Here is a 22,375-nt window from a genome sequence, read left to right as displayed (position 1 = left end):
TCGGGCCTGTCCCGGGGCCGTCGGCGCCCTGCCGGTGGCCGCCCGGCGCCGCCTCAGGCGGCCGCGACCAGCACCTCGGCCGGCTCCAGGGCCAGCCTCAGCACCTCCCGGACGTCCGAGACCGGGTGGACGGTGAGGCGCTCCAGCACCTCGGCCGGGACGTCGTCCAGGTCGGCCTCGTTCCGCCGGGGGATGATCACCGTGGTGACGCCGGCCCGGTCGGCGGCGAGCAGCTTCTGCTTCACCCCGCCGATCGGCAGCACCCGCCCGGTCAGCGACACCTCACCGGTCATCGCCACGTCGGTGCGCACCTTGCGGCCGGAGAGCAGCGAGGCCAGCGCCGTGGTCATGGTGATGCCGGCACTCGGACCGTCCTTGGGCACGGCCCCGGCCGGGACGTGCAGGTGCACGCCGCGGTCGCGCAGCGAGGTGACCGGCAGCTCCAGTTCGGCTCCGCGCGAGCGCAGGTAGGAGAGCGCGATGTGGGCGGACTCCTTCATGACGTCGCCCAGCTGGCCGGTCAGGGTCAGCCCGGTGCCGCCGGTCTCGGCGTCCGCGAGCGAGGCCTCGATGTAGAGGACGTCGCCGCCGGCGCCGGTGACCGCCAGGCCGGTCGCCACCCCGGGGACGGCGGTGCGCCGCTCGGCCGGCTCCTGGGCGGCCTCCGGGACGTGGTGCGGGCGGCCGATCAGGGCGCGCAGGTCGTCGGCGCCGATCCTGACGGGCAGCTCGCGCTCGCCCAGCTCGCTCTGTGCGGCGATCTTGCGCAGCACCCGGGCGATCGAGCGTTCGAGGGTCCGGACGCCGGCCTCGCGGGTGTACTCGCCGGCCAGCCGGCGCAGTGCGGTCTCGTCGACGGTGACCTCCTCGTCCCGGAGGCCGGCCCGCTCCAGCTGACGCGGGAGCAGGTGGTCACGGGCGATGACGACCTTCTCGTCCTCGGTGTAGCCGTCGAGCCGGACGAGTTCCATCCGGTCGAGCAGCGGCTCGGGGATGGCCTCCAGCACGTTGGCGGTGGCGAGGAAGACGACGTCGGAGAGGTCCAGCTCGACCTCCAGGTAGTGGTCCCGGAAGGTGTGGTTCTGGGCCGGGTCGAGCACCTCCAGCAGGGCGGCGGCCGGGTCGCCCCGGTAGTCGGAGCCGACCTTGTCGATCTCGTCGAGCAGGACGACCGGGTTCATCGAGCCGGCCTCCTTGATGGCGCGGACCAGCCGCCCGGGCAGCGCGCCGACGTAGGTGCGCCGGTGGCCGCGGATCTCCGCCTCGTCCCTGATGCCGCCGAGCGAGACCCGCACGAAGCTGCGGCCCATCGCCCGGGCCACCGACTCGCCGAGCGAGGTCTTGCCGACGCCGGGCGGGCCGACCAGCGCGAGCACCGCCCCGCCGGCCCGTCGCCCTCCGCCGCCCTTCCGGGGCAGCGCGCCGTCCCGCCGCTCCTTGCCGTCGCTGCCGGCACCGGCACCGACGTCGGCACCGACCGGCCCGAGCCCCTGCTCGGCCCGGCGCTTGCGGACCGCGAGGTACTCGACGATGCGGTCCTTCACGTCGGCCAGGCCGGCGTGGTCGGCGTCCAGCACCGCGCGGGCGCCGACGATGTCGTAGGCGTCCTCGGTCCGCTCGTTCCAGGGCAGCTCCAGGACGGTGTCCAGCCAGGTGCGGATCCAGGAGCCCTCCGGCGACTGGTCGCTCGCCCGCTCCAGCTTGTCGACCTCCTTGAGCGCGGCCTCGCGCACCTTCTCCGGGAGGCCCGCGGCCTCGACCCGGGCGCGGTAGTCGTCCTCCTCGTCGGCCGGGTCGCCGTTCAGCTCCGCCAGCTCCTTGCGGACGGCCTCCAGCTGGCGGCGGAGCAGGAACTCCTTCTGCTGCTTGGCCACGCCCTCCTCGACGTCCTTGCGGATGGTGTCGTTGACCTCCTCCTCGGCGAGGTGGTCGCGGAGCAGGCCGAGCGCGTACTCCAGTCGGGCGACCTGGTCGGCCTCCAGCAGCACCTTGAGCTTCTGCTCGGCGGTGACGAAGGGCGCGTAGCCGATGTTGTCGGCGAGCTCGCCGACGTCCTCGATGGCGGCGACCCGGTCGACGATCTGCCAGGCGCCGCGCTTGCGCAGCCACTGGGTGGAGAGGTTCTTGTAGTCCCTGACCAGCTCGGCGGCCCGCCCGGCCACGGGGGTGCCGGCCGAGGACTCGCGGAACGGCGTGGTCTCGACCCAGAGCGCGGCGCCGGGCCCGGTGGTGCCGACGCCGATCCGCACCCGCCGCACCGCGCGGACCAGCGCGGCCGGGTCGCCGTCCGCCAGCCGGCCGACCTGCTCGACGGTGGCGAGGGTGCCGGCGGCCGCGTACGAGCCGTCGACCCTCGGGACGAGCAGGACCTGGGGCTTGCCCGTCCCGGCCGCGGCGCGGGCGGCCTCGACGGCGGCGCGGACCTCGGTGTCCTTCAGGTCCAGCGGGACGACCATGCCCGGGAGCACGACCTCGTCGTCGAGCGGCAGCACGGGCAGGGTGAGCGGTGTGGACGTCGATGCCATGATCTCTCCCCAGTCAGCGAACTTGAGTCGACCTGACTAAGGATCTGCGGGCGCCGGATGTTCCCCGCCGGTTGTTCGCCGTGAGCGAACGCGGAGTCGGCGCAGGGAGCGCGCGCGGGGGCTGTCAAAAAGACGCGTCCCGGGGTGGCCGCGGCGGCGTCCGGGCGCCGTCGGCCGGGGGCGCCGGCCCGAAGGACGGCCGGAAGGACGGAGACGGACGGAGACGGACGGCCGTGGGCTGCACCCGGAGGAGCTCGATCGGAAAGCGGCACCGGAACGACACCGGAGCGGCACCGGAGCCACACCACCGGAAGGCGACCGCCGCCGCCGAAGCCGCCGGGCGACGGCCGGCCGGGCACCTACAGCCGGTCCAGCACCGCGGTCCGGCCGCGCGCGGCCACCGGCGCCGGCACCCCGGCGGCCGGCGCGACCGCCCGGCCGCGCCCCGGCCCGTGGCCGTCCCAGCGGCGCAGCCAGCGCCAGAGCGCCACCCCGGCCAGCAGCGCCACCGGGTGCCCGACGCCGGTGACCAGGTCGCGGTCGGTCGCGATCTGCTCGGCGATCAGCGCGCCGGCCAGACCCAGGCCGAACACCCGGCCGGGCAGGGGGAGCAGCCCGGCCAGTGCGCCGAGGCTGGCCAGCACGCCGTAGCTGACCCCGATGTCCAGGTGGTCGAGCGCCGCGGTCTCCAGTCGCCCGGTCTCCACCGCGGTGATCACCACGGCCTGGGAGAGCAGGGTGGCCGTGACGTGCCCGGCCGCGAAGACCACCGCGGCGCGGACCGCCCCGACCCGGCGCTCCAGTGGCGCGACGGTCAGGGCGAAGGCCCACAGGTAGGGCATCCAGACCGTGCCGGCCACCCAGAAGCCACTGAGCAGGAGCGCGCGCAGCGGATGGTGCAACAGGTTGTGCCCGTCCGAGCTGGACGCCTCCTGGAGGCGGGCCACCAGCTCCGGATCGGCGAGCATCGCGAACGTGGTGGTGGTGGCGACCACGGCGAGGTAGCCGAGCGCGAAGGGGTTGCGCCGGGGGGTCGGCACCCGGGCCAGCACCCAGGCGAGCGGGCCGGCCCGCAGCCCGTGGCGGAGCATCCCGTACGGCGGCCCGCCCTGCCCGGCGCCGATCCGTCGCCCCGTCATGCCGCCTCCGCTCAGACGCCGCAGCCACCGGCCCCGCCCGGTGGCCAACGTACCGGCGGGCTCCGGCGATCCCACCTCCACGACTTGTCGTGGCCACGGTACGTCCGGCTCCTGGGAGCCGGCTGGGAAAATGCCGTGAGTATTCCGATACCGGTAGAGACCCGACATTGGTCCAGACCATCCCCCTCCCCGCAGGGGGGCGGCGCCCCTGACCGGCGGGTTGGTGTCAACTCATGTGCATACGTACCGTTACTGAGTGAAAAATCGCCGGGTAAGGTATCGGCCCGTGCCCACTTCCGAGTGGGTCCGGAAACCGGTCCGACAGGCCGGTCCACGGGCCGGAAACGTCCGGTCCGCCTGCCGGGAAGCATCCTCTGTCCGTACGCTGCGGAGTGTGCGGAAGAGAAGGGCGGTCCACACCCGCCCTCCGACGCCGCACGCGCGACGGGACGGCGGACCCGGCACAGTCCACGACGGAACAAGACTACGAGCGGAGCCTCGCCATCCCCACAGGTGGCCGGCCCGCAGCCCTGGGGGCGGTGGCGTGACCGTGACAGAAATTCAGCAGGACCACCAGAACAACGGCGGCACGGTGAGCAGCCAGCGCAGAGTGCTGGTGGTGGAGGACGAGCCCACGATCGCCGAGTCCATCGCGGCCCGGCTGGGCGCGGAGGGCTTCAAGGTCGCCGTGGCCCACGACGGGCCCGGCGCCGTCGACGGCTTCCACACCTGGCAGCCCGACCTCGTCGTCCTCGACATCATGCTGCCCGGCTTCGACGGGCTGGAGGTGTGCCGCCGGATCCAGGCCCAGCGCCCGGTCCCGGTCCTGATGCTCACCGCGCGCGACGACGAGACGGACCTGCTGGTCGGCCTCGGCGTCGGTGCCGACGACTACATGACCAAGCCCTTCTCCATGCGCGAACTGGCCGCCCGGGTCAACGTGCTGCTGCGCCGCGTCGAGCGCGCCCAGCAGGCCGCCCGGACGCCCGCACTGGGCTCGCTGCGCTTCGGCGAGCTGGAGATCGACCACGTCCAGCGCCGGGTCCGGCTGGCCGCGGGCGACGTCCACCTGACGCCGACCGAGTTCGACCTGCTCGCCTGCCTGGCCGCACAGCCGCGCGCGGTGCTCACCCGCGAGCAACTGCTGGCCGAGGTGTGGGACTGGACCGACGCGTCCGGAACCCGGACCGTCGACAGCCACGTCAAGGCGCTCCGCCGCAAGATCGGCGCCAGCTGGATCCGCACCGTCCACGGTGTCGGGTACGCGTTGGAGGCCCCGCTCTCCTAGCGGCGCCTCGGGCGGCGGGCCTCCGGGGGGCCCGTGTCCCGAACCGCCGTGCGCGCCACCCGAGGGATCACAGCACGCGGGGGATTCACAGGGGACCAATGACCTTTCCACAGCAACGCAACGGGGACACCACCGGCAGCAGGCCGCCCACGCTGGCCACGCGTGCCGCCCGCCGGGTCTGGGCCGACATCCGGCCGCTCGACCCGGTCCGCTCCATCAAGGGCAAACTCGCCCTCCTGGTGATCGTCTCGGTCTTCCTGGCCACCGGCATGGTGGTCGTGGCGATCCGGTCCGAGACCCAGATCCGGATCATCATGATCTTCTCGATGATCGCCTCGCTGCTCTTCATGCAGTTCCTCGCGCACGGGCTGACCGCCCCGCTGCGCGACATGACCGCCGCCGCCCGCGCGATGGCCTCCGGCGACTACACCCGCCGGGTCGAGGTGAACTCGCGCGACGAGATCGGCGAGCTGGCGGCGACCTTCAACCAGATGGCGGCCGATCTCGGAGCCGCCGACCGCCATCGCCGCGAGCTCGTCGCCAACGTCTCGCACGAACTGCGCACGCCGATCGCCGCGCTGCACGCCGTGCTGGAGAACGTGGTCGACGGCGTGGTCCAGCCGAACCCGGCGACCCTGGGTGCCGCGCTGGAACAGACCGAACGGCTCGGCCGGCTGGTCGCCCACCTGCTCGACCTGTCCAAGATCGACGACGGCGTGGTCGACCTGGACGCCCGCCCCTTCGAGGTGCGCGAGTTCCTGGACGGCGTGCTGCGCGGGGTCACCGTGGACGGCGCGACGGCCGGCGGGGCGTTCTCCCGCCGGGGCGACGTCCGGCTCGCCCTGGAGGTCAGCCCGGCCGGCCTGACCGGCGTCGCCGACCCGGAACGGCTCCACCAGGTGGTCGCCAACCTGGTCGACAACGCCTGCAAGCACTCCCCGCCGGGCGGCACCGTGACGGTCCGCGCCCGGCCCGGCGACATGCCGGGCGGGCTCCTGCTGGAGGTGGAGGACGAGGGTCCGGGCATCCCGGCGGCCGACCGGACCAGGGTCTTCGAGCGGTTCAGCCGCAGCGGCACCGCCACGGGGGCCGGGCCGGGTGCCGACGGCGGCACCGGGCTGGGCCTGGCCATCGCCCGCTGGGCGGTGGACCTGCACGGCGGGCGGATCGAGGTCGCCGAGGCCGAACGCGGCTGCCGGATCGCGGTCCGGCTGCCCGGCCCGCGCTGACCGCGCGGGCGGCCCCGCCGGCGGCCCCGACGGCGCTCGCGTCCGCGTTCACCCCGGTGAGCGCGCCGGTGATCCCGCCGGTGTCCCGCAGGCGGTTCCGTCGGAGGTCGCCGCGATGTTCGCGTCGAGCGGACTTCGCCCGCATGTCACAGAAGCGACACAGACATGCGCGGCGGAGTCCGCCGGTCAATCGAATACTTTTGTCCGCTTTTGCCCGCATATGGGGCGCGATCAGGCGCGATCGGTTCCCCTCCGATGCGGCCTTCTAACGCACATTTTCAGCCAACCTGCAGGTCAGCACTGTGATCTGGGCGACGCCTGGGCCCCGGGGACTGCGCGATCACTGGTCAGAGGCGTAGCCTTAATCCCCGCTGTCCAAACATCCCAAAAGGAAGCGGAAGAGGGCGGTTGCCGCCGTGTCGCCACAGTCCCATGAAACCTCCAACAGCTCGGCAAGCTCCACGGGCTTCGGCCCCAATGAGTGGCTCGTCGACGAGATCTACCAGCAGTACCTCCAGGACCCGAACTCGGTCGACCGAGCCTGGTGGGACTTTTTCGCCGACTACAAGCCCGGTACCGAGGTGACCCCAGTGACCCAGGCCGCGACCCAGGTCGGCCCCACGCCGACCCCCGCCGCCGCCCCCGCGCCCGCCGCCGCTGCTGCTCCGGCGGCTCCGGCCCCGGCAGCGCCGGCTCCGGCAGCGCCCGCCGCCCCGGCAGCTCCGGCCGCCGCGGCCCCGGTCTCGGCCCCGGCCGCGCCGCTCGCCGCAGCCCCCGCCGCGCCTCCGGCCCCCAAGGCCGCCGCCCCGGCCGCTGCGCCCGCCACCGACGCGACCGGCCCCGAGCTGGTCCCGCTCCGCGGCCCGGCGAAGGCCGTCGCGACCAACATGGACGCCTCGCTGGAGGTGCCGACCGCGACCTCGGTCCGCGCCGTCCCGGCCAAGCTGTTGATCGACAACCGCATCGTCATCAACAACCACCTGCAGCGCGCCCGTGGTGGCAAGGTCTCCTTCACCCACCTGATCGGGTACGCCCTGGTGCAGGCCGTCAAGGCCTCCCCCGGGATGAACAACAGCTACAAGGTGGAGAACGGCAAGTCCTACCTGGTCAAGCCGGAGCACGTGAACCTCGGCCTGGCCATCGACCTGGTCAAGCCGAACGGCGACCGCCAGCTCGTCGTCGCGGCCATCAAGAAGGCCGAGACCCTCGACTTCTTCGGCTTCTGGCAGGCCTACGAGGACATCGTCCGCCGGGCCCGCGCCAACAAGCTGACCATGGACGACTTCACCGGCGTCACGGTCTCGCTGACCAACCCCGGCGGCATCGGCACCGTGCACTCCGTGCCGCGCCTGATGCAGAACCAGGGCACCATCGTCGGCGTCGGCGCCATGGAGTACCCGGCCGAGTTCCAGGGCTCCGCCCCGGAGACCCTGTCCCGGCTCGGCGTCTCCAAGATCATGACGCTGACCTCGACCTACGACCACCGCGTCATCCAGGGTGCGGCGTCCGGCGAGTTCCTGCGCGAGATCCACCGCCTGCTGCTCGGCGAGAACGGCTTCTACGACGAGATCTTCGAGTCGCTGCGGATCCCGTACGAGCCGGTCCGCTGGGCCACCGACGTCGCCACCACCCACGACGACGAGGTCAACAAGACCGCGCGCGTCATCGAGCTGATCCACTCCTACCGGGTCCGCGGCCACCTCATGGCCGACACCGACCCGCTGGAGTACAAGCAGCGCAAGCACCCCGACCTGGACGTCACCACCCACGGCCTCACCCTGTGGGACCTGGAGCGCGAGTTCGCGGTCGGCGGCTTCGGCGGCCAGCGGATGATGAAGCTCCGCGACATCCTCGGCCTGCTGCGGAACACCTACTGCCGCACCGTCGGCATCGAGTACATGCACATCCAGGACCCGAAGCAGCGCAAGTGGCTGCAGGAGCGCGTGGAGAAGCCGTACACGAAGCCGGAGCGCGAGGAGCAGCTGCGCATCCTGCGCCGCCTGAACTCCGCCGAGGCCTTCGAGACCTTCCTGCAGACCAAGTACGTCGGGCAGAAGCGCTTCTCGCTGGAGGGCGGCGAGTCGCTCATCCCGCTGCTGGACGCCACCATCGACTCGGCGGCCGAGCACCGCCTGGACGAGGCCGTCATCGGCATGGCCCACCGCGGCCGTCTGAACGTGCTGGCCAACATCGTCGGCAAGCCGTACGGCAAGATCTTCGGCGAGTTCGAGGGCAACCTCGACCCGAAGTCCATGCACGGCTCCGGCGACGTGAAGTACCACCTCGGCTCCGAGGGCACCTTCACCGGCCTGGACGGCGAGACCATCAAGGTCTCGCTCGCCGCGAACCCCTCCCACCTGGAGGCCGTGGACCCGGTCGTCGAGGGCATCGCCCGCGCCAAGCAGGACATCCTGGACCAGGGCGGCACGACCTTCCCGGTGCTGCCGATCCAGATCCACGGCGACGCGGCCTTCGCCGGCCAGGGCGTCGTCGCGGAGACCCTGAACATGTCGCAGCTGCGCGGCTACCGCACCGGCGGCACCGTGCACGTCGTGGTGAACAACCAGGTCGGCTTCACCGCCGCCCCGGCGTCCTCGCGCTCCTCGATGTACTGCACCGACGTGGCCCGGATGATCGAGGCCCCGATCTTCCACGTGAACGGTGACGACCCGGAGGCCGTGGTCCGCGTCGCGCGGCTCGCCTTCGAGTTCCGCCAGACGTTCCACAAGGACGTCGTGATCGACCTCATCTGCTACCGCCGCCGCGGTCACAACGAGGCCGACAACCCGTCGTTCACCCAGCCGCTGATGTACGACCTGATCGACAAGAAGCGCTCGGTGCGCAAGCTCTACACCGAGGGTCTGATCGGTCGCGGCGACATCACCATGGAAGAGGCGGAGCAGGCGCTCCAGGACTTCCAGGGCCAGCTGGAGAAGGTCTTCGCGGAGGTCCGCGACGCCGCCCAGGCCCCGGCCCCCGCCACCAACGGCAAGCCGGTCGCCGACTTCCCGGTCAACATCCAGACCGGCATCTCCCAGGAGATGGTCAAGCGGATCGCCGCCTCCCAGGTCAACCTGCCGGACTGGCTGACCGTCCACCCGCGCCTGCTGCCGCAGCTCCAGCGCCGGGCCGCCTCGGTCGAGGACAACACCATCGACTGGGCGACGGGCGAGACCCTCGCCATCGGCTCGCTGCTCATGGAGGGCCACCCGGTCCGCCTGGCCGGCCAGGACAGCCGCCGCGGCACCTTCGGCCAGCGGCACGCCGTCCTGATCGACCGCCAGACCGGCGACGACTACACCCCGCTGCAGTACCTCACCGAGGACCAGGCCCGCTACACCGTCTACGACAGCCTGCTGTCCGAGTACGCGGCCATGGGCTTCGAGTACGGCTACTCGCTGACCCGCCCGAACGCGCTGGTCATGTGGGAGGCGCAGTTCGGCGACTTCGTCAACGGCGCCCAGACCGTGGTGGACGAGTACATCGCCTCCGCCGAGCAGAAGTGGGGCCAGCACTCGGGCGTCACCCTGCTGCTGCCGCACGGCTACGAGGGCCAGGGCCCGGACCACTCGTCCGCGCGCCCGGAGCGCTTCCTCCAGCTGTGCGCGCAGAACAACATGACGGTCGCCATGCCGACCCTGCCGTCGAACTACTTCCACCTGCTCCGCTGGCAGGCGCACAACCCGCACCACAAGCCGCTGGTCGTCTTCACCCCGAAGTCGATGCTGCGTCTGAAGGCCGCGGCGAGCGCCACCGAGGAGTTCACGTCCGGCTCGTTCCGCCCGGTCATCGGTGACAACACCGTCGACCCGGCGAACGTCCGGAAGGTGGTCATCACCGCCGGCAAGTTCTACTACGACGTCGAGGCGGCCCGCACCGAGCGCGGCGTCACCGACACGGCGATCGTCCGGGTCGAGCGGCTCTACCCGCTGCCGGTGGCCGAGCTCCAGGAGGAGCTGGCCCGCTACGGCGAGGACGTCCAGTTCGTCTGGGCCCAGGAGGAGCCGGCCAACCAGGGTGCCTGGCCGTTCATCGCGATGAACCTGGTCGACCACCTCCAGGTCGTCATCGGCCGCAGTGCCAACGGCGCCCGCCTGCGCCGCGTCGCCCGCCCGGCCTCCTCGGCCCCCGCGGTCGGCTCGGCCAAGCGTCACGCCGCCGAGCAGCAGTCGCTGCTGGAGGAGATCTTCACCATCTGACCCTCACCGGTCGGACTCCGGCACCGTCGCACCTCCGGCCCCCCGCGCATCCCTGGTCCCCAGGGCCGCGCGGGGGGCCGGAGGCGTATCACCGCGGCGTGTGCGAAGGTCCCAGCTCTGCAACCAAAGCGGTACCGACCTGCGGGGAAGACTGACGGGTCGATAGGTTAAGCCTCGCCAGACCGTCGTCGGGGCCGCCGTCAACGAGCCCGGGACGCGGTCGGACGACCTCACCGCTCTCCCAGGGGGATCTACCGCATGACCGCCGACACGCCGAGGGACGCCTCAGCCACCCCGCTCCCACCGGTCTTCCAGCCGCTGCACCCGGACGACCCGAGGGAGGTGGGCGGCTACCGGCTGTTCGCCCGGCTCGGGGCCGGCGGCATGGGCCGGGTCTACCTCTCCTACACGCCCGGCGGCCGGCCGGTGGCGCTCAAGGTGGTCCGCCCGGAGTTCGCCGAGGACAGCGAGTTCCGCCGCCGCTTCGCGCAGGAGGTCTCCAACGCCCAGCGGATCCACGGGCTCTACACCGCGCAGGTGATCGACTCCGGCGGCCTGGACGGCGACGCCCCCTGGCTGGTCACCGCGTACGTCCCCGGCCCCTCGCTCCAGCAGGTGGTGCGCGAGAACGGCGCGCTGCCGGTCCGTACCGTGCTGCTGCTGATGGGCGGCGTCGCCGAGGCCCTCCAGGCGATCCACAGCGTCGAGGTGGTCCACCGCGACCTCAAGCCGGCCAACGTCCTGGTGGCCGGCGACGGCCCGCGCGTGATCGACTTCGGCATCGCCCGGGCCGCCGACGCCACCGCGCTCACCGGCACCGGCTACCGGATCGGCTCGCCCGCCTTCATGTCCCCCGAGCAGGCCCAGGGCCGCCCGGTCACGCCGGCCACCGACGTCTTCGCACTCGGCGCGCTGGCCGCCTACGTGGCCGCCGGCTCCGCACCGTTCGGCGACGGCCCGGACACCGCGGTGCTCTACCGCGTGGTGCACGAGCAGCCCGACCTGGACGCCGTCCCGGCCGACCTGCGCGAGCTGATCCTGCGCTGCCTGGCCAAGTCCCCCGAGGACCGGCCCCGGCCCGCCGAGATCATCGAGATCGCCCGCAACCACCCGGCCGTCGGCGGCCAGCTGCGGTTCTCGGACGACTGGCTGCCCCGGCAGGTCAACACCGAGATCACCCGCCGCTCCGACCTGCCGAAGACGCCGCCCACCCCGCTGCCGGCCGCGCCCGCCGCTCCCCCCGCCCCGGCCGGTCCGCCGACCGCCCCGCCGCAGCCGGCGACCGTCCCCACCCACCCGGGCACCGCGCCCTCCTTCGGCCCGCCCACCGGCTACGGACCCACCCAGCCGGCCACCCCGCCCACCGGCTACGGCCAGGCCCACCAGGCCACCCCGCCGCCGGGCTTCGTCCCGCCCGCGCTCGGCGCGTACGGCGCCGCGCAGTCGCCCACCGAGGCGCCCACCGGCCCGCTGCTCCCCGCGCCGCCGACCGTCCAGCTGCGCCAGGAGCCGCCGTCCTACGACACCCCGCCGCCGGGACCGGTGGTGACGGACACACCGGCGGCGCCGGAACCGAAGCGCAAGGGCGTCTCCTGGAAGGTGCTGCTGACCGTCGCCCTGGTGATGGCGCTCGGCGGCACCGCGGGCGGTGTGGTGCTGATGGACCGGATGGACAAGTCGAAGAAGGACGAGGCCAGGACGAGCTCCGCCCCGAGCGCGCCGGTCACCCAGCAGCCCGCCGCCCTGCCGACCACTCCGGTGGAGACGACCCCGACCGCCACGACGGGCGGCTCGTCACCGAAGGCGAGCCCGTCCGCGACCTCCGCACCGGTCAGCGCCGTGCCCCTGCCCGGCTCGCCCAGCGCCTCCGGGGTCACCGCCCCGGCCCGGCCGACCGGCTACCAGCTGGTGATCGACAAGAAGCCGCTCTCGATCCCGGGCGCCGAGTACTCCAGCGAGGCGTACCGGATCGACCTGACCACCGGCAACGTGGTGCCGCGCGGCTCCGACCTGAAGTGGGGGCTCGGCCTGACCCGGGAGTCCACCTCCAGCGGCAGCCGGGCCGACTCCTTCGCCAGCTCCGGCGACAGCAAGTCGGACTTCGCGGTCATCACCGAGGCGGCCGTCACCCCCGAGCAGTGCGCGGCGGCGATCGACTCCCGTCCGGACACCGACCTGACCTTCAACCGGGTCACCCCGGGCCGGCTGCTCTGCATCCGCGACCGCGTCACCCGCAACATCGCCATCGCCGCGGTCGAGGTCGCGGACGCCACCACCGGTGCGGCCAAGGTGAACCTGTCCACCTGGCGCGCCAGCTGACCGGACTATCCTGACCAGGTCGAATCCCCACCGGACCGGAGCGAACCGTGTACTTCACCGACCGCGGCATCGAGGAGCTGCAGAGCCGGCGCGGCGACGAGGAGGTCACCTTCGAGTGGCTGGCCGAGCGCCTGCGCGAGTTCGTCGACCTCAACCCGGACTTCGAGGTCCCGGTCGAGCGGCTGGCCACCTGGCTGGCCCGGCTCGACGACGAGGACGACGACTGACCCGGTAGGCCGTCCTCGCAGGCCGGCTGGGCGAAGGGCCCGGAGAGCACCCGCTCTCCGGGCCCTTCGCCGTCCCCCGTAGGGGACGGCTCGGGGTGGGCTCCGGGTCCGCTCCGGGTCGGGGTCCGGCCGGATTCCCTTGACTTCACCGTCACGCGATATATCGTCTTTAAAGAGAGAACGCGATACATCGCGAGTCATCAACGGGAGGCGGCAGAGATGAGCCAGTGGACGGTCGAAGGACCTGACAGGATCACCATCGAGGAGGCCGTCCGGACCCTCCAGGTGCGGATCATCGACGGCACGGTGAACGTGGTGGCCGCCGAGGGGCCCGCCCGCCTGGAGGTCACCGAGCTCAAGGGCGAGCCGCTGCACGTCACCCTGGTCGACGGTGTCCTCACCGTCACCTACAAGGACCTCAGCAGCTGGAACGAGTTCGGCGACGTCCTCAAGTCGGTCGAATCGGTGAAGGGCTTCTTCACCTCGTTCAAGCGCAAGCGGACCGCCGAGGTCACCCTGACCGTGCCCGCCGGCACCGAGGTCAAGGTCGGCACCGTCTCGGCCGCGACGACGGTCTCCGGCTTCACGGAGCGCGTCTCGGCGCAGACCGCCAGCGCCGACGTCACCCTCGTCGGCCTGGCCGGCCGCACCGACGTCAACACCGTCACCGGCGACGTGGACGCCCAGTCGGTGGCCGGCCGGCTCAAGCTGAACACCGTCTCGGGCCGGCTCACCGTGGTCGCCGGCACCGCGGAGAAGGTGTCGGCCAACGCCGTCACCGGCGCGGTCACCCTGGACCTCGCCGCCGCCACCCCGACCGAGATCAAGGTCACCACGGTCAGCGGCGCGGTCGGCGTCCGGCTGCCGTCGCTGGCCGACACCAAGGTCGAGGCCGGCACCACCAGCGGCGACCTCTCCTCCACCTTCGAGCAGCTGAAGGTCGGCGGCTCCTGGGGCACCAAGCGGCTCTCCGGCCAGCTCGGCGACGGCAAGGGCAGCCTCTCGGTGACCACCGTCTCCGGCGCCGTCACCGTCCTGCACCGGCCCGACGCCGAGGAGGACGCCCCGGCCGTGGTGCGGGAGCTGCCCGCCCCGGCCGACCTCACCAAGGGCCCCGACCTCACCAAGGAGGTCTGAGATGACCCCCGTCTTCGGCCACGGCCGGCTTCGCCTCTACCTCCTCAAGCTGCTGGACGAGGCCCCGCGGCACGGCTACGAGGTGATCCGCCTGCTGGAGGAGCGCTTCCAGGGCCTGTACGCGCCCTCGGCGGGTACCGTCTACCCGCGGTTGGCCAAGCTGGAGCAGGAGGGCCTGGTCACGCACAGCACCGAGGGCGGCCGCAAGGTCTACCGGCTCACCGACGCCGGCCGGGCCGAGCTGGAGGCCCGCCAGGGCGAGCTGGACGACCTGGAGCTGGAGATCCACGACTCGGTGGCCCAGCTCGCCGGGGCGATCCGCGAGGACGTCCGCGACAGCGCCCAGGACCTGCGCGAGGAACTGTGGGGCGCGGCGGCGAAGCAGGCCCGGCGGCGCGCCTCCGGTGACGGGGACGCGACCGGGGACGGGGACGGGGACGGGGACGAGGGCACCACCGGGGACGGCAGCCCGTGGGCCGGACCGTGGAGCGACAGGGCCGCCTGGCAGCGGGCCAAGGACGAGTTCGCCGAGTTCAAGCGGCAGGCCAAGGAGCAGGCCAAACGGGCCAAGGAGCAGGAGAAGGCCGCCAAGGCCAAGGCCAAGGCGGCCGAGGAGGAGGCCCGTCGGCTGCGCGAGCAGTCCCGGGCGGCCCGCACGGCCGCGCAGCAGGAGGCGCTGCGGATCAAGCGCCGGGTCGAGCAGCAGGTCCGCGACCACGCCGCCCGCGGCGACTGGCCGACCGGGCTGGCCGAGGGGCTCTCCGAGCTGACCAGGGGCCTGGCCGGGCTGGCCGACGCGGCCCGCTGGGGCCAGCAGGCCGACGACCGGGCCGAGGAGCGGGGCGAGCGGCCCGCCGACCGGCCGGCCGGAGCGCCCACCGAGAAGGTCACCGTCACCCGGATCGACCTCGACAAGGACGAGCCCACCGGCGCGGCCCCGGCCGACCTCCCGGCGTGGGCGGCCACCGACCCGGCCGGTGACCCGGCCCGGGAGCTGGAGCGGCTGCTCGACCGGTTCCGTGACCAGGTCCGCGACGCGGCCCGGGACGGCGGCGTGTCCGCCGACCGGCTGGCCGAGGCCCGCGCGGTGCTGGGCGCCGCCGGCGAGCGCCTGAAGCGGCTGCTGGGCTGACCCCCGGCACTCTCGGGTCCGGCATCCCCGCGGGGGTGCCGGACCCGCGCGCGTCACGGGGTCAGGACGATCTTCCCGAAGACGTCGCCCCGCGCGAGCCGGGCGAAGCCGTCCCGGGCGTCGGCCAGCGGGAGCACCGAGTCGATCACCGGGCGGACGCCGGTGGTGGCGCAGAACGAGAGCAGCCCGGCCAGTTCGTCCCGGTCGCCCATGGTGGAGCCGACCACCTTCAGCTCCAGGAAGAAGATCCGGTTCAGCTCGGTGGCGGCCGGGTTGGGGCCGGAGGTGGCCCCGGAGATGACGATCGTGCCGCCCGGGCGGAGCGACTTCACGGAGTGGGACCAGGTCGCGGCGCCGACCGTCTCCATCACCGCGTCGACCCGCTCGGGCAGTCGGGCCCCGGCGGGGAACGCCGCGTCGGCGCCGAGCTCCACGGCCCGGGCGAGCTTGGTCTCGTCGCGGCCGGTGACCCAGACCCGCAGCCCTGCCGCCTTGCCGAGGACCACCAGCGCGGTGGACACACCGCCGCCGGCGCCCTGCACCAGGACGGTGTCCCCCGGCCGCACCCCGGCGTTGGTGAACAGCATCCGGTAGGCCGTCAGCCAGGCGGTGGGCAGGCAGGCGGCCTGCTCGAAGGAGAGCCCGGCGGGCTTGGGCAGCAGGTTCCAGGTGGGGACGGCCACCTGCCGGGCGAAGGTGCCCTGGTAGCGCTCGGTCAGGATCGAGCGGGGCTCGTCCGGCCCGACGCCGTGGCCGGACTGGCCGATGACCGAGTGCACGACCACCTCGTTGCCGTGCTCGTCGACCCCGGCCGCGTCGCAGCCCAGGATCATCGGCAGCTTCCCGGCGGGCAGGCCGACCCCGCGCAGCGACCAGAGGTCGTGGTGGTTGAGGCTGGCGGCCTTGACCGTGACCACGCTCCAGCCCGGACGGGCCTGCGGCTCGGGGAGCTCGCCCAGCTCCAGCCCGCCGAGCGGGTCGTCGGCGTCGATTCGTGCGGCGTAGGCAGCAAACATGATCCGGACGATAGCGGCGGGCGCCCGGGGCCGGAACCGCGCGTACGTGTGACGCGCGTCCCGGGGAGGGGGAGCGCCCCCGCGAGGGCGGCGCTCCCCCGGCGCGCGTCAGCGGCGGGCGACGCCCTCCGCGCGGGCGGCCTCGGCGACGGCCTTGCTGACCGCCGGGGCGACCCGCTCGTCGAACGGCGAGGGGATCACCTTCTGCGGCGTCAGCTCGTCCGCCACCACACCGGCGAGCGCCTTGGCCGCGGCCAGCTTCATGCCCTCGGTGATCCGGGTCGCCCGGACCTGCAGGGCGCCGGCGAAGATGCCCGGGAAGGCCAGCACGTTGTTGATCTGGTTCGGGAAGTCGCTGCGCCCGGTGGCCACCACGGCCGCGTACCGGTGCGCGACCTCGGGGTGGATCTCCGGGTTCGGGTTCGCCATGGCGAAGACGAACGCGCCCGCGGCCATGGTCGCGACGACCTCCTCCGGCACCGTGCCGCCGGAGACGCCGATGAAGACGTCGGCGCCGGCCAGCGCGTCGGCCAGCGAGCCCTTGAGGCCGGCCCGGTTGCTCAGCGCGGCGATCTCCGCCTTGACGTCGGTGAGGTCGCCACGGCCCTCGTGCACCACGCCCTTGCGGTCGCAGACCGACACGTCGCCGATGCCGGCGGCCAGCAGCATCTTGGCGATCGCGATACCGGCCGCGCCGGCGCCGGAGATGACGGCCCGCAGCGAGCCGATCTCGCGGCCGGTCACCTTGGCCGCGTTCCAGAGCGCGGCGGTGGTGACGATGGCGGTGCCGTGCTGGTCGTCGTGGAAGACCGGGATGTCCAGGGCCTCCTGGAGCCGGCGCTCGATCTCGAAGCAGCGCGGGGCGGAGATGTCCTCCAGGTTGACCCCGCCGAAGGACGGCGCGAGCCGGACCACGGTCTCGACGATCTCGTCCACGTCGGTGCAGGCCAGCGCGATCGGGACGGCGTCCACGCCGCCGAACTGCTTGAAGAGGATCGCCTTGCCCTCCATGACCGGGAGGGACGCCTCGGGGCCGATGTCGCCGAGGCCGAGCACGGCGGTGCCGTCGGTGACCACGGCCACCGTGTTGGCCTTCCAGGTGTAGTCGTTCACCAGCTCGGGCTGCTCGGCGATGGCCGTGCAGACGCGGGCGACACCGGGGGTGTAGGCGAGGGACAGGTCGTCCGCGTCGCGCACCGGGACGGTCGCCCGGACCTCCATCTTGCCGCCGCGGTGGAGCGCGAACACGGCATCGACCGGATCGTCGGTGTCCTGAGTAGTGCTGTGGATGATCTCCGCTGCCACGATGACCTCTTCGTCATTGATCGAGCGAGGGCACGCGCCCGACGGAGCGGACGGCCCGGCCTGGACCGACGTCCGGTCAGCGGTGACCGGTCACCGGTGTCCGGGGACGCCGGGACGTCCCCGGGAAGGCCGGGTCGGGGCGCCGCCGTCGGGCGTGCGCCCTCGGATGAGGGTTTTATTCGAGTTTTCTGCTGCGCCTGGTCTGCGTCGTGCTTCCGCGCCGAGCGTAGGTCGGAGAGAGGCATCGCACCCATGCCTTTTCGTCCAAGTCACATACCGGTCGTACGCCTCACGGCCACCCTGAGGAACCAGGCGTCGCGAGCACCGGCCCCGGCGGCGGCAATGGCGAACGAGCACGCACACCCGCAGGAGTGAACGCAGACACGGAGGGAGGCCGGTGCCTCGGATACGGAGTCGACGTCATGGACTTCCGTTCCTGCGCACCCCGAGCCGGTTGCGGCTCGGCGGTCTGGTTCGAGCGTCGGGGGTCACCCGGTACCGAATTCTGACACACCCGCCCACGGGCCCGGCAGAGCGGGATGGGAGGATCCCTCATCCCGCCATCTCGCGTACACCTCCGCGATGCCGCGGTGCCACTCCATCCCTCCCACAGGAGTACCCCCATGCATCACCGTCCCCACTCCCGACGACCGGCCGCCGCCGCACTCGCCCTGGCCACCGCCGGAGCCCTGCTGCTGAGCGGCTGCGGCGGCGGCGGCGACGAGCAGGCCGCGCAGGACCCGCTCCAGGAGATCCGCGGGAAGATCCCGAAGGCCCAGCAGACCGCGAAGGCGCTCCGGATCGGCATGGACGTGAACTACCCGCCGGTGCAGTTCCGCGGCGCCGACGGCAAGCCGGACGGTCTGGACCCCGACATCGCGGCGGCGCTCGGCCGGATCCTCGACCTGCGGATCGAGTACGTCGACACCCCGTTCGACAAGCTGATACCGGAGCTGCACAAGAAGCAGTTCGACGTGGTGATGTCCGCGCTGAGCGACATCCGCCAGCGCCGGGAGGGCGTGGACGACCAGGGCAAACCGACGGGCCCCGGCGTGGACTTCGTGGACTACTTCATCGCCGGCACCTCGCTGGTGGTGCCGAAGGGGAACCCGAAGGGCATCCGCACCCTGGACGACCTCTGCGGCCGGACCGTCGCCGTGCAGCAGGGCACCACCCAGGACGAGATCGTGGCCCGGCAGGTCACGGCCTGCACCCGGGCCGGCAAGCCGCTCACCGTGCACAAGTTCGACACCGACGCCAAGGCGCTGGCCGAGGTCGCCTCGGGTGCGTCGCAGGCCGGCCTGAACGACTTCCCGGTGGCCGCCTACGCGGCGAAGAACACCGACGGCGGCAACCGCTTCGAGGTGACCGGCTCGCAGTCCCGGTCCAACCCGTACGGGATCGCCCTGCGCAAGGAGGACACCGAGCTGCGGGACGTCCTGGCCAAGGCGGTCGACCAGCTGATCCGCACCGGCGAGTACGACAAGATCCTCGCCAAGTGGAACGTCTCCGCGGGCGCGGCCCAGAACGCGGTGGTCAACGGCGGAATCTGAGCGGGGACGGAGCACGGGGCCCGCGTCCGGGCGGGCGCGGCGGGGCAGCCGCAATTCGGGCGAGGGCGCGGGCGGGCCTCCGGGCGGACCGCACGGGGGTCTGCATACTTATACACAGGGTGACAGGGACACGGTATCCGTCCGAATAGCGGACGGCACGCCCCCTCGTTATCCGATTTTGATCTGAATAAGGACCACCCGCCCGTCATCAGATGGCAGGATTCCCCCCATCTCGGATCGAGCCGGCCACTGGTCGAGGCGGTTCGGTCAAACGCCCACCTCGGCGGACGGTGGCGGAGAGCAGTACCTCGTACCACCCTGCGCAGTCACCCTGCCCCACCCGTACAGCGCCGTACGGCCTACTGCCCCGGTGTGCCGCCCCCCGCGGTGCGCTCCGCCCGACCTCTCCCTCAGGAGGAGATCTCCCCCATGATCGTCCGTACCCAGCGCACCCGTCTCCTCGCCGGCGCGGCCGTGCTCGCGTCCGCGTCGCTCGTGCTGACCGCCTGCGGCAGCAGCAAGGAGGAGAGCAGCGGCGCGCCGAATGCCTCCGCAACCGTCAACGAGGTGAAGGTCGACGAGAAGCTGACCGCGCTCGTCCCGGCCGACGTCAAGTCCTCCGGCAAGATCGTGGTCGGTACGGACGCCTCGTACGCGCCGAACGAGTTCAAGGACGACAGCGGCAAGATCGTCGGCATGGACGTCGACCTGGCCAACGCCGTCGCGGCCAAGCTCGGCCTCAAGGCCGACGTCCAGGACTCGCAGTTCACCGCGATCATCCCGGGCATCCAGTCGAACAAGTTCCAGCTCGGCATGTCGTCCCTCACGGACAACAAGGAGCGCGAGCAGACCGTCGACCTGGTCACCTACTTCAACGCCGGCAGCGCGATCGCGGTCAAGAAGGGCAACCCGGACAAGATCAACGCCGACGACCTCTGCGGCAAGAAGATCGCCGTCCAGACCGGCACCACCCAGGCCCAGGAGATCACCGACACCCGCAGCCCCGCCTGCGTCAAGGCCGGCAAGCCGGGTGTCGTGAACGACGGCGACAAGTTCGACCTGCAGACCGACGTCACCAACGCGGTGGTCTCCGGCCGCGACCAGGCGATGATGGCCGACTCCCCGGTCGTCGACTACGCGATCAAGCAGTCCGGCGGCCAGCTGGAGAAGCTCGGCTCCACCTACGACTCGGCCCCCTACGGCATCGCGCTCGCCAAGGGCTCCGCGCTCGCCCCGGCCGTCCAGGGCGCCGTCCAGTCACTGATCGACGACGGCACCTACAAGCAGATCCTCGCCAAGTGGGGCGTCGAGGCCGGCGCCCTCGACAAGTCCACGCTCAACGGCGCCGTCAGCTGACCCTCCGCCGGATTCCTCTCTCCCCCGAGGCCACACCGTGAATTCTCTGGACAAGGGGCACGCGGAGAAGGGACGGCCTGAGACCATCAAGGCCGTCCCGGTCCGCCACCCCGGACGCTGGGCGGGCGCCGTCGTCATCGCCGTCCTCGGCGCGATGCTGCTGAGCGCCCTCTTCACCAACCCCGCTTTCAAGTGGGACATCGTCGGGAAGTACCTCTTCCACGACAGCATCGTGCACGGCATGCTCGTCACGCTGGAGCTGACCGCGCTCGCCATGATCATGGGTGTGGTCGGCGGCATCATCCTCGCGGTGATGCGGCTCTCCCGGAACCCGCTGCTCTCCGGCACCGCCTGGATCTACATCTGGATCTTCCGCGGCACGCCGGTCCTGGTGCAGCTGGTCTTCTGGAACTTCCTCGGCCTGATCTGGGCCAAGCTCTCGATCGGCGTGCCGTGGGGACCGGAGTTCTGGTCCGAGTCCACCAACGTGCTGATCCCGACCTTCGTCGCCGCCCTGCTGGGCCTCGGCCTGAACGAGGCCGCCTACATGGCGGAGATCGTCCGCGGCGGCATCCAGTCGGTGGACGAGGGCCAGGCCGAGGCGTCGCACGCGCTCGGCATGAGCCAGTTCCAGACCATGCGGCGGGTCATCCTGCCGCAGGCCATGCGGGTGATCATCCCGCCGACCGGCAACGAGACCATCTCGATGCTCAAGACCACCTCGCTGGTCTCCGTGATCTCCCTGGAGGAGATCTTCCGCGCCGGTCAGATCATCTACTCTCGGAACTACCAGAACATCCCGATCCTGATCGTGGTCAGCCTCTGGTACCTCGCCTTCACCTCCGTGCTGACCGTCGGCCAGTACTACATCGAGCGGCACTACGCCCGCGGCTCCAACCGGACCCTCCCGCCCACCCCGCTGCAGCGACTGCGGGGCCTGTTCGCCGGGAAGCCCACCCCGAAGACCCAGTCCGACGTGGTCCCGGGGCTTGAGGGAGGTGGTCACGTATGACCGATCTGACCAAGCCGACCGCCGACGCCGCCCAGGGCGGCCCGATGGTCCGGTCCGAGAACGTCCACAAGTCCTACGGCACCGTCCAGGTCCTCAAGGGCATCGACCTGGAGGTCAAGCAGGGCGAGGTGTTCTGTCTGATCGGCCCCTCCGGCTCCGGCAAGTCGACCTTCCTCCGGTGCATCAACCACCTGGAGAAGATCAACGGCGGCCGGCTCTGGGTGGACGGCGACCTCGTCGGCTACCGCCAGAAGGGCGACAAGCTCTACGAGCTCAAGGACAGCGAGGTCGCGCTGAAGCGGCGCGACATCGGCATGGTCTTCCAGCGCTTCAACCTGTTCCCGCACATGACCGCCATAGAGAACGTCATCGAGGCGCCGGTTCAGGTCAAGGGCGAGAGCAGGAGCTCCGCCCGGGAACGCGGGATGGCGCTGCTGGAGCGGGTCGGTCTGGCCGACAAGGCCAAGAACTACCCGTCCCAGCTCTCCGGCGGCCAGCAGCAGCGGGTGGCGATCGCCCGGGCCCTGGCCATGAAGCCCAAGCTGATGCTCTTCGACGAGCCCACGTCGGCGCTCGACCCCGAGCTGGTCGGCGACGTCCTCGACGTCATGCGCGGCCTCGCCGAGGAGGGGATGACCATGGTGGTCGTCACCCACGAGATGGGCTTCGCCCGCGAGGTCGGCGACGCACTGGTGTTCATGGACGGCGGCGTCGTCGTCGAGTCCGGCAACCCGCGCCAGGTCCTCACCGACCCGCAGCACGAACGCACCCGCGCGTTCCTCTCCAAGGTGCTCTGAGCACGTCCACGTCGGCGCCCGGCAGGCCCGCCCTGCCGGGCGCCGCCGGTTTACCCGCCCACGTAAAAGGCTGTGTGTTATAAACATATGAAGCTGCCGACGGAAGGATGAGTGTAGATATAGGTGGGGGCGGGAGGATTA

Annotated in this window: 15 protein-coding genes; 11 read left to right on the top strand and 4 right to left on the bottom strand. The window is 72.2% G+C overall.

Features of this window, described 5'->3' with window-relative positions; all coding sequences use genetic code 11:
- Positions 1–53: 53 nt before the first annotated feature.
- Complete coding sequence (lon, locus tag ACFWIC_RS13240) at positions 54–2,525, bottom strand: endopeptidase La (protein ID WP_380361109.1); 2,472 nt, start codon at positions 2,523–2,525, stop codon at positions 54–56.
- A gap of 359 nt (positions 2,526–2,884) precedes the next feature.
- On the bottom strand, positions 2,885–3,664 hold the full coding sequence (locus tag ACFWIC_RS13235) for a rhomboid-like protein (protein ID WP_380361110.1): 780 nt from the start codon (positions 3,662–3,664) through the stop codon (positions 2,885–2,887).
- Positions 3,665–4,214: 550 nt separating this feature from the next.
- On the opposite strand from ACFWIC_RS13235, the gene ACFWIC_RS13230 reads away from it, so the two are divergent.
- From ACFWIC_RS13230 to ACFWIC_RS13200, 7 genes are all read left to right on the top strand, one after another.
- Positions 4,215–4,952: a response regulator transcription factor gene (locus tag ACFWIC_RS13230; protein ID WP_329883079.1), complete on the top strand. Its 738-nt coding sequence runs from the start codon at positions 4,215–4,217 to the stop codon at positions 4,950–4,952.
- Positions 4,953–5,050: 98 nt separating this feature from the next.
- Positions 5,051–6,181 (top strand): HAMP domain-containing sensor histidine kinase, encoded by a 1,131-nt coding sequence (locus ACFWIC_RS13225; RefSeq protein WP_329952252.1) that lies wholly within the window; start codon positions 5,051–5,053, stop codon positions 6,179–6,181.
- A 416-nt stretch (positions 6,182–6,597) separates the two neighbouring features.
- On the top strand, positions 6,598–10,380 hold the full coding sequence (locus ACFWIC_RS13220; protein ID WP_380518271.1) for a multifunctional oxoglutarate decarboxylase/oxoglutarate dehydrogenase thiamine pyrophosphate-binding subunit/dihydrolipoyllysine-residue succinyltransferase subunit: 3,783 nt from the start codon (positions 6,598–6,600) through the stop codon (positions 10,378–10,380).
- 258 nt (positions 10,381–10,638) lie between these two features.
- Positions 10,639–12,699, top strand: coding sequence for a protein kinase (locus tag ACFWIC_RS13215; protein ID WP_380518268.1), 2,061 nt, complete (start codon positions 10,639–10,641; stop codon positions 12,697–12,699).
- Between the two features lie 47 nt (positions 12,700–12,746).
- Complete coding sequence (locus ACFWIC_RS13210) at positions 12,747–12,926, top strand: DUF6104 family protein (protein WP_329883083.1); 180 nt, start codon at positions 12,747–12,749, stop codon at positions 12,924–12,926.
- A 219-nt stretch (positions 12,927–13,145) separates the two neighbouring features.
- Entirely contained in the window at positions 13,146–14,063 is a 918-nt protein-coding gene (locus ACFWIC_RS13205; protein WP_355399353.1) for a DUF4097 family beta strand repeat-containing protein, read from the top strand.
- 1 nt (position 14,064) lies between these two features.
- Positions 14,065–15,195, top strand: a complete 1,131-nt coding sequence (locus ACFWIC_RS13200) for a PadR family transcriptional regulator (RefSeq protein ID WP_380518264.1) — start codon at positions 14,065–14,067, stop codon at positions 15,193–15,195.
- Positions 15,196–15,248: 53 nt separating this feature from the next.
- On the opposite strand, the gene ACFWIC_RS13195 is transcribed toward ACFWIC_RS13200, so the two are convergent.
- Positions 15,249–16,211 (bottom strand): zinc-binding dehydrogenase, encoded by a 963-nt coding sequence (locus tag ACFWIC_RS13195; protein ID WP_329883086.1) that lies wholly within the window; start codon positions 16,209–16,211, stop codon positions 15,249–15,251.
- A gap of 108 nt (positions 16,212–16,319) precedes the next feature.
- Positions 16,320–17,516: an NADP-dependent malic enzyme gene (locus ACFWIC_RS13190; RefSeq protein WP_355399357.1), complete on the bottom strand. Its 1,197-nt coding sequence runs from the start codon at positions 17,514–17,516 to the stop codon at positions 16,320–16,322.
- A 623-nt stretch (positions 17,517–18,139) separates the two neighbouring features.
- Here ACFWIC_RS13190 and ACFWIC_RS13185 point away from each other — a divergent pair.
- The 4 genes from ACFWIC_RS13185 to ACFWIC_RS13170 all read left to right on the top strand — a co-directional run bounded on the left by ACFWIC_RS13185 (position 18,140) and on the right by ACFWIC_RS13170 (position 22,234).
- Positions 18,140–19,069, top strand: a complete 930-nt coding sequence (locus tag ACFWIC_RS13185; RefSeq protein ID WP_329952258.1) for an ABC transporter substrate-binding protein — start codon at positions 18,140–18,142, stop codon at positions 19,067–19,069.
- A 429-nt stretch (positions 19,070–19,498) separates the two neighbouring features.
- On the top strand, positions 19,499–20,425 hold the full coding sequence (locus ACFWIC_RS13180; protein WP_329952259.1) for an ABC transporter substrate-binding protein: 927 nt from the start codon (positions 19,499–19,501) through the stop codon (positions 20,423–20,425).
- 37 nt (positions 20,426–20,462) lie between these two features.
- Complete coding sequence (locus ACFWIC_RS13175; RefSeq protein ID WP_329883090.1) at positions 20,463–21,437, top strand: amino acid ABC transporter permease; 975 nt, start codon at positions 20,463–20,465, stop codon at positions 21,435–21,437.
- Between the two features lie 44 nt (positions 21,438–21,481).
- A complete protein-coding gene (locus ACFWIC_RS13170) occupies positions 21,482–22,234 on the top strand; it encodes an amino acid ABC transporter ATP-binding protein (RefSeq protein ID WP_329883209.1) in 753 nt (250 codons plus the stop codon).
- Positions 22,235–22,375: the final 141 nt, after the last annotated feature.

The organism is Kitasatospora sp. NPDC127035 (assembly GCF_042726075.1).
GTDB lineage: Bacteria > Actinomycetota > Actinomycetes > Streptomycetales > Streptomycetaceae > Kitasatospora.
The sequence above is the reverse complement of the archived record's forward strand: the minus strand, read 5'-3'. Positions and strand labels throughout refer to the sequence as shown.

Excerpts from the sequence above, each read along its gene's own strand:
- ACFWIC_RS13215 (WP_380518268.1), top strand. The coding sequence starts at position 10,639 with ATGACCGCCGACACGCCGAGGGACGCCTCAGCCACCCCGCTCCCACCG.
- ACFWIC_RS13225 (WP_329952252.1), top strand. The coding sequence starts at position 5,051 with ATGACCTTTCCACAGCAACGCAACGGGGACACCACCGGCAGCAGGCCG.
- ACFWIC_RS13180 (WP_329952259.1), top strand. The coding sequence starts at position 19,499 with ATGATCGTCCGTACCCAGCGCACCCGTCTCCTCGCCGGCGCGGCCGTG.
- ACFWIC_RS13170 (WP_329883209.1), top strand. The coding sequence starts at position 21,482 with ATGGTCCGGTCCGAGAACGTCCACAAGTCCTACGGCACCGTCCAGGTC.
- ACFWIC_RS13200 (WP_380518264.1), top strand. The coding sequence starts at position 14,065 with ATGACCCCCGTCTTCGGCCACGGCCGGCTTCGCCTCTACCTCCTCAAG.
- ACFWIC_RS13195 (WP_329883086.1), bottom strand. The coding sequence starts at position 16,211 with ATGTTTGCTGCCTACGCCGCACGAATCGACGCCGACGACCCGCTCGGC.
- ACFWIC_RS13205 (WP_355399353.1), top strand. The coding sequence starts at position 13,146 with ATGAGCCAGTGGACGGTCGAAGGACCTGACAGGATCACCATCGAGGAG.
- ACFWIC_RS13185 (WP_329952258.1), top strand. The coding sequence starts at position 18,140 with ATGCATCACCGTCCCCACTCCCGACGACCGGCCGCCGCCGCACTCGCC.
- lon (WP_380361109.1), bottom strand. The coding sequence starts at position 2,525 with ATGGCATCGACGTCCACACCGCTCACCCTGCCCGTGCTGCCGCTCGAC.
- ACFWIC_RS13235 (WP_380361110.1), bottom strand. The coding sequence starts at position 3,664 with ATGACGGGGCGACGGATCGGCGCCGGGCAGGGCGGGCCGCCGTACGGG.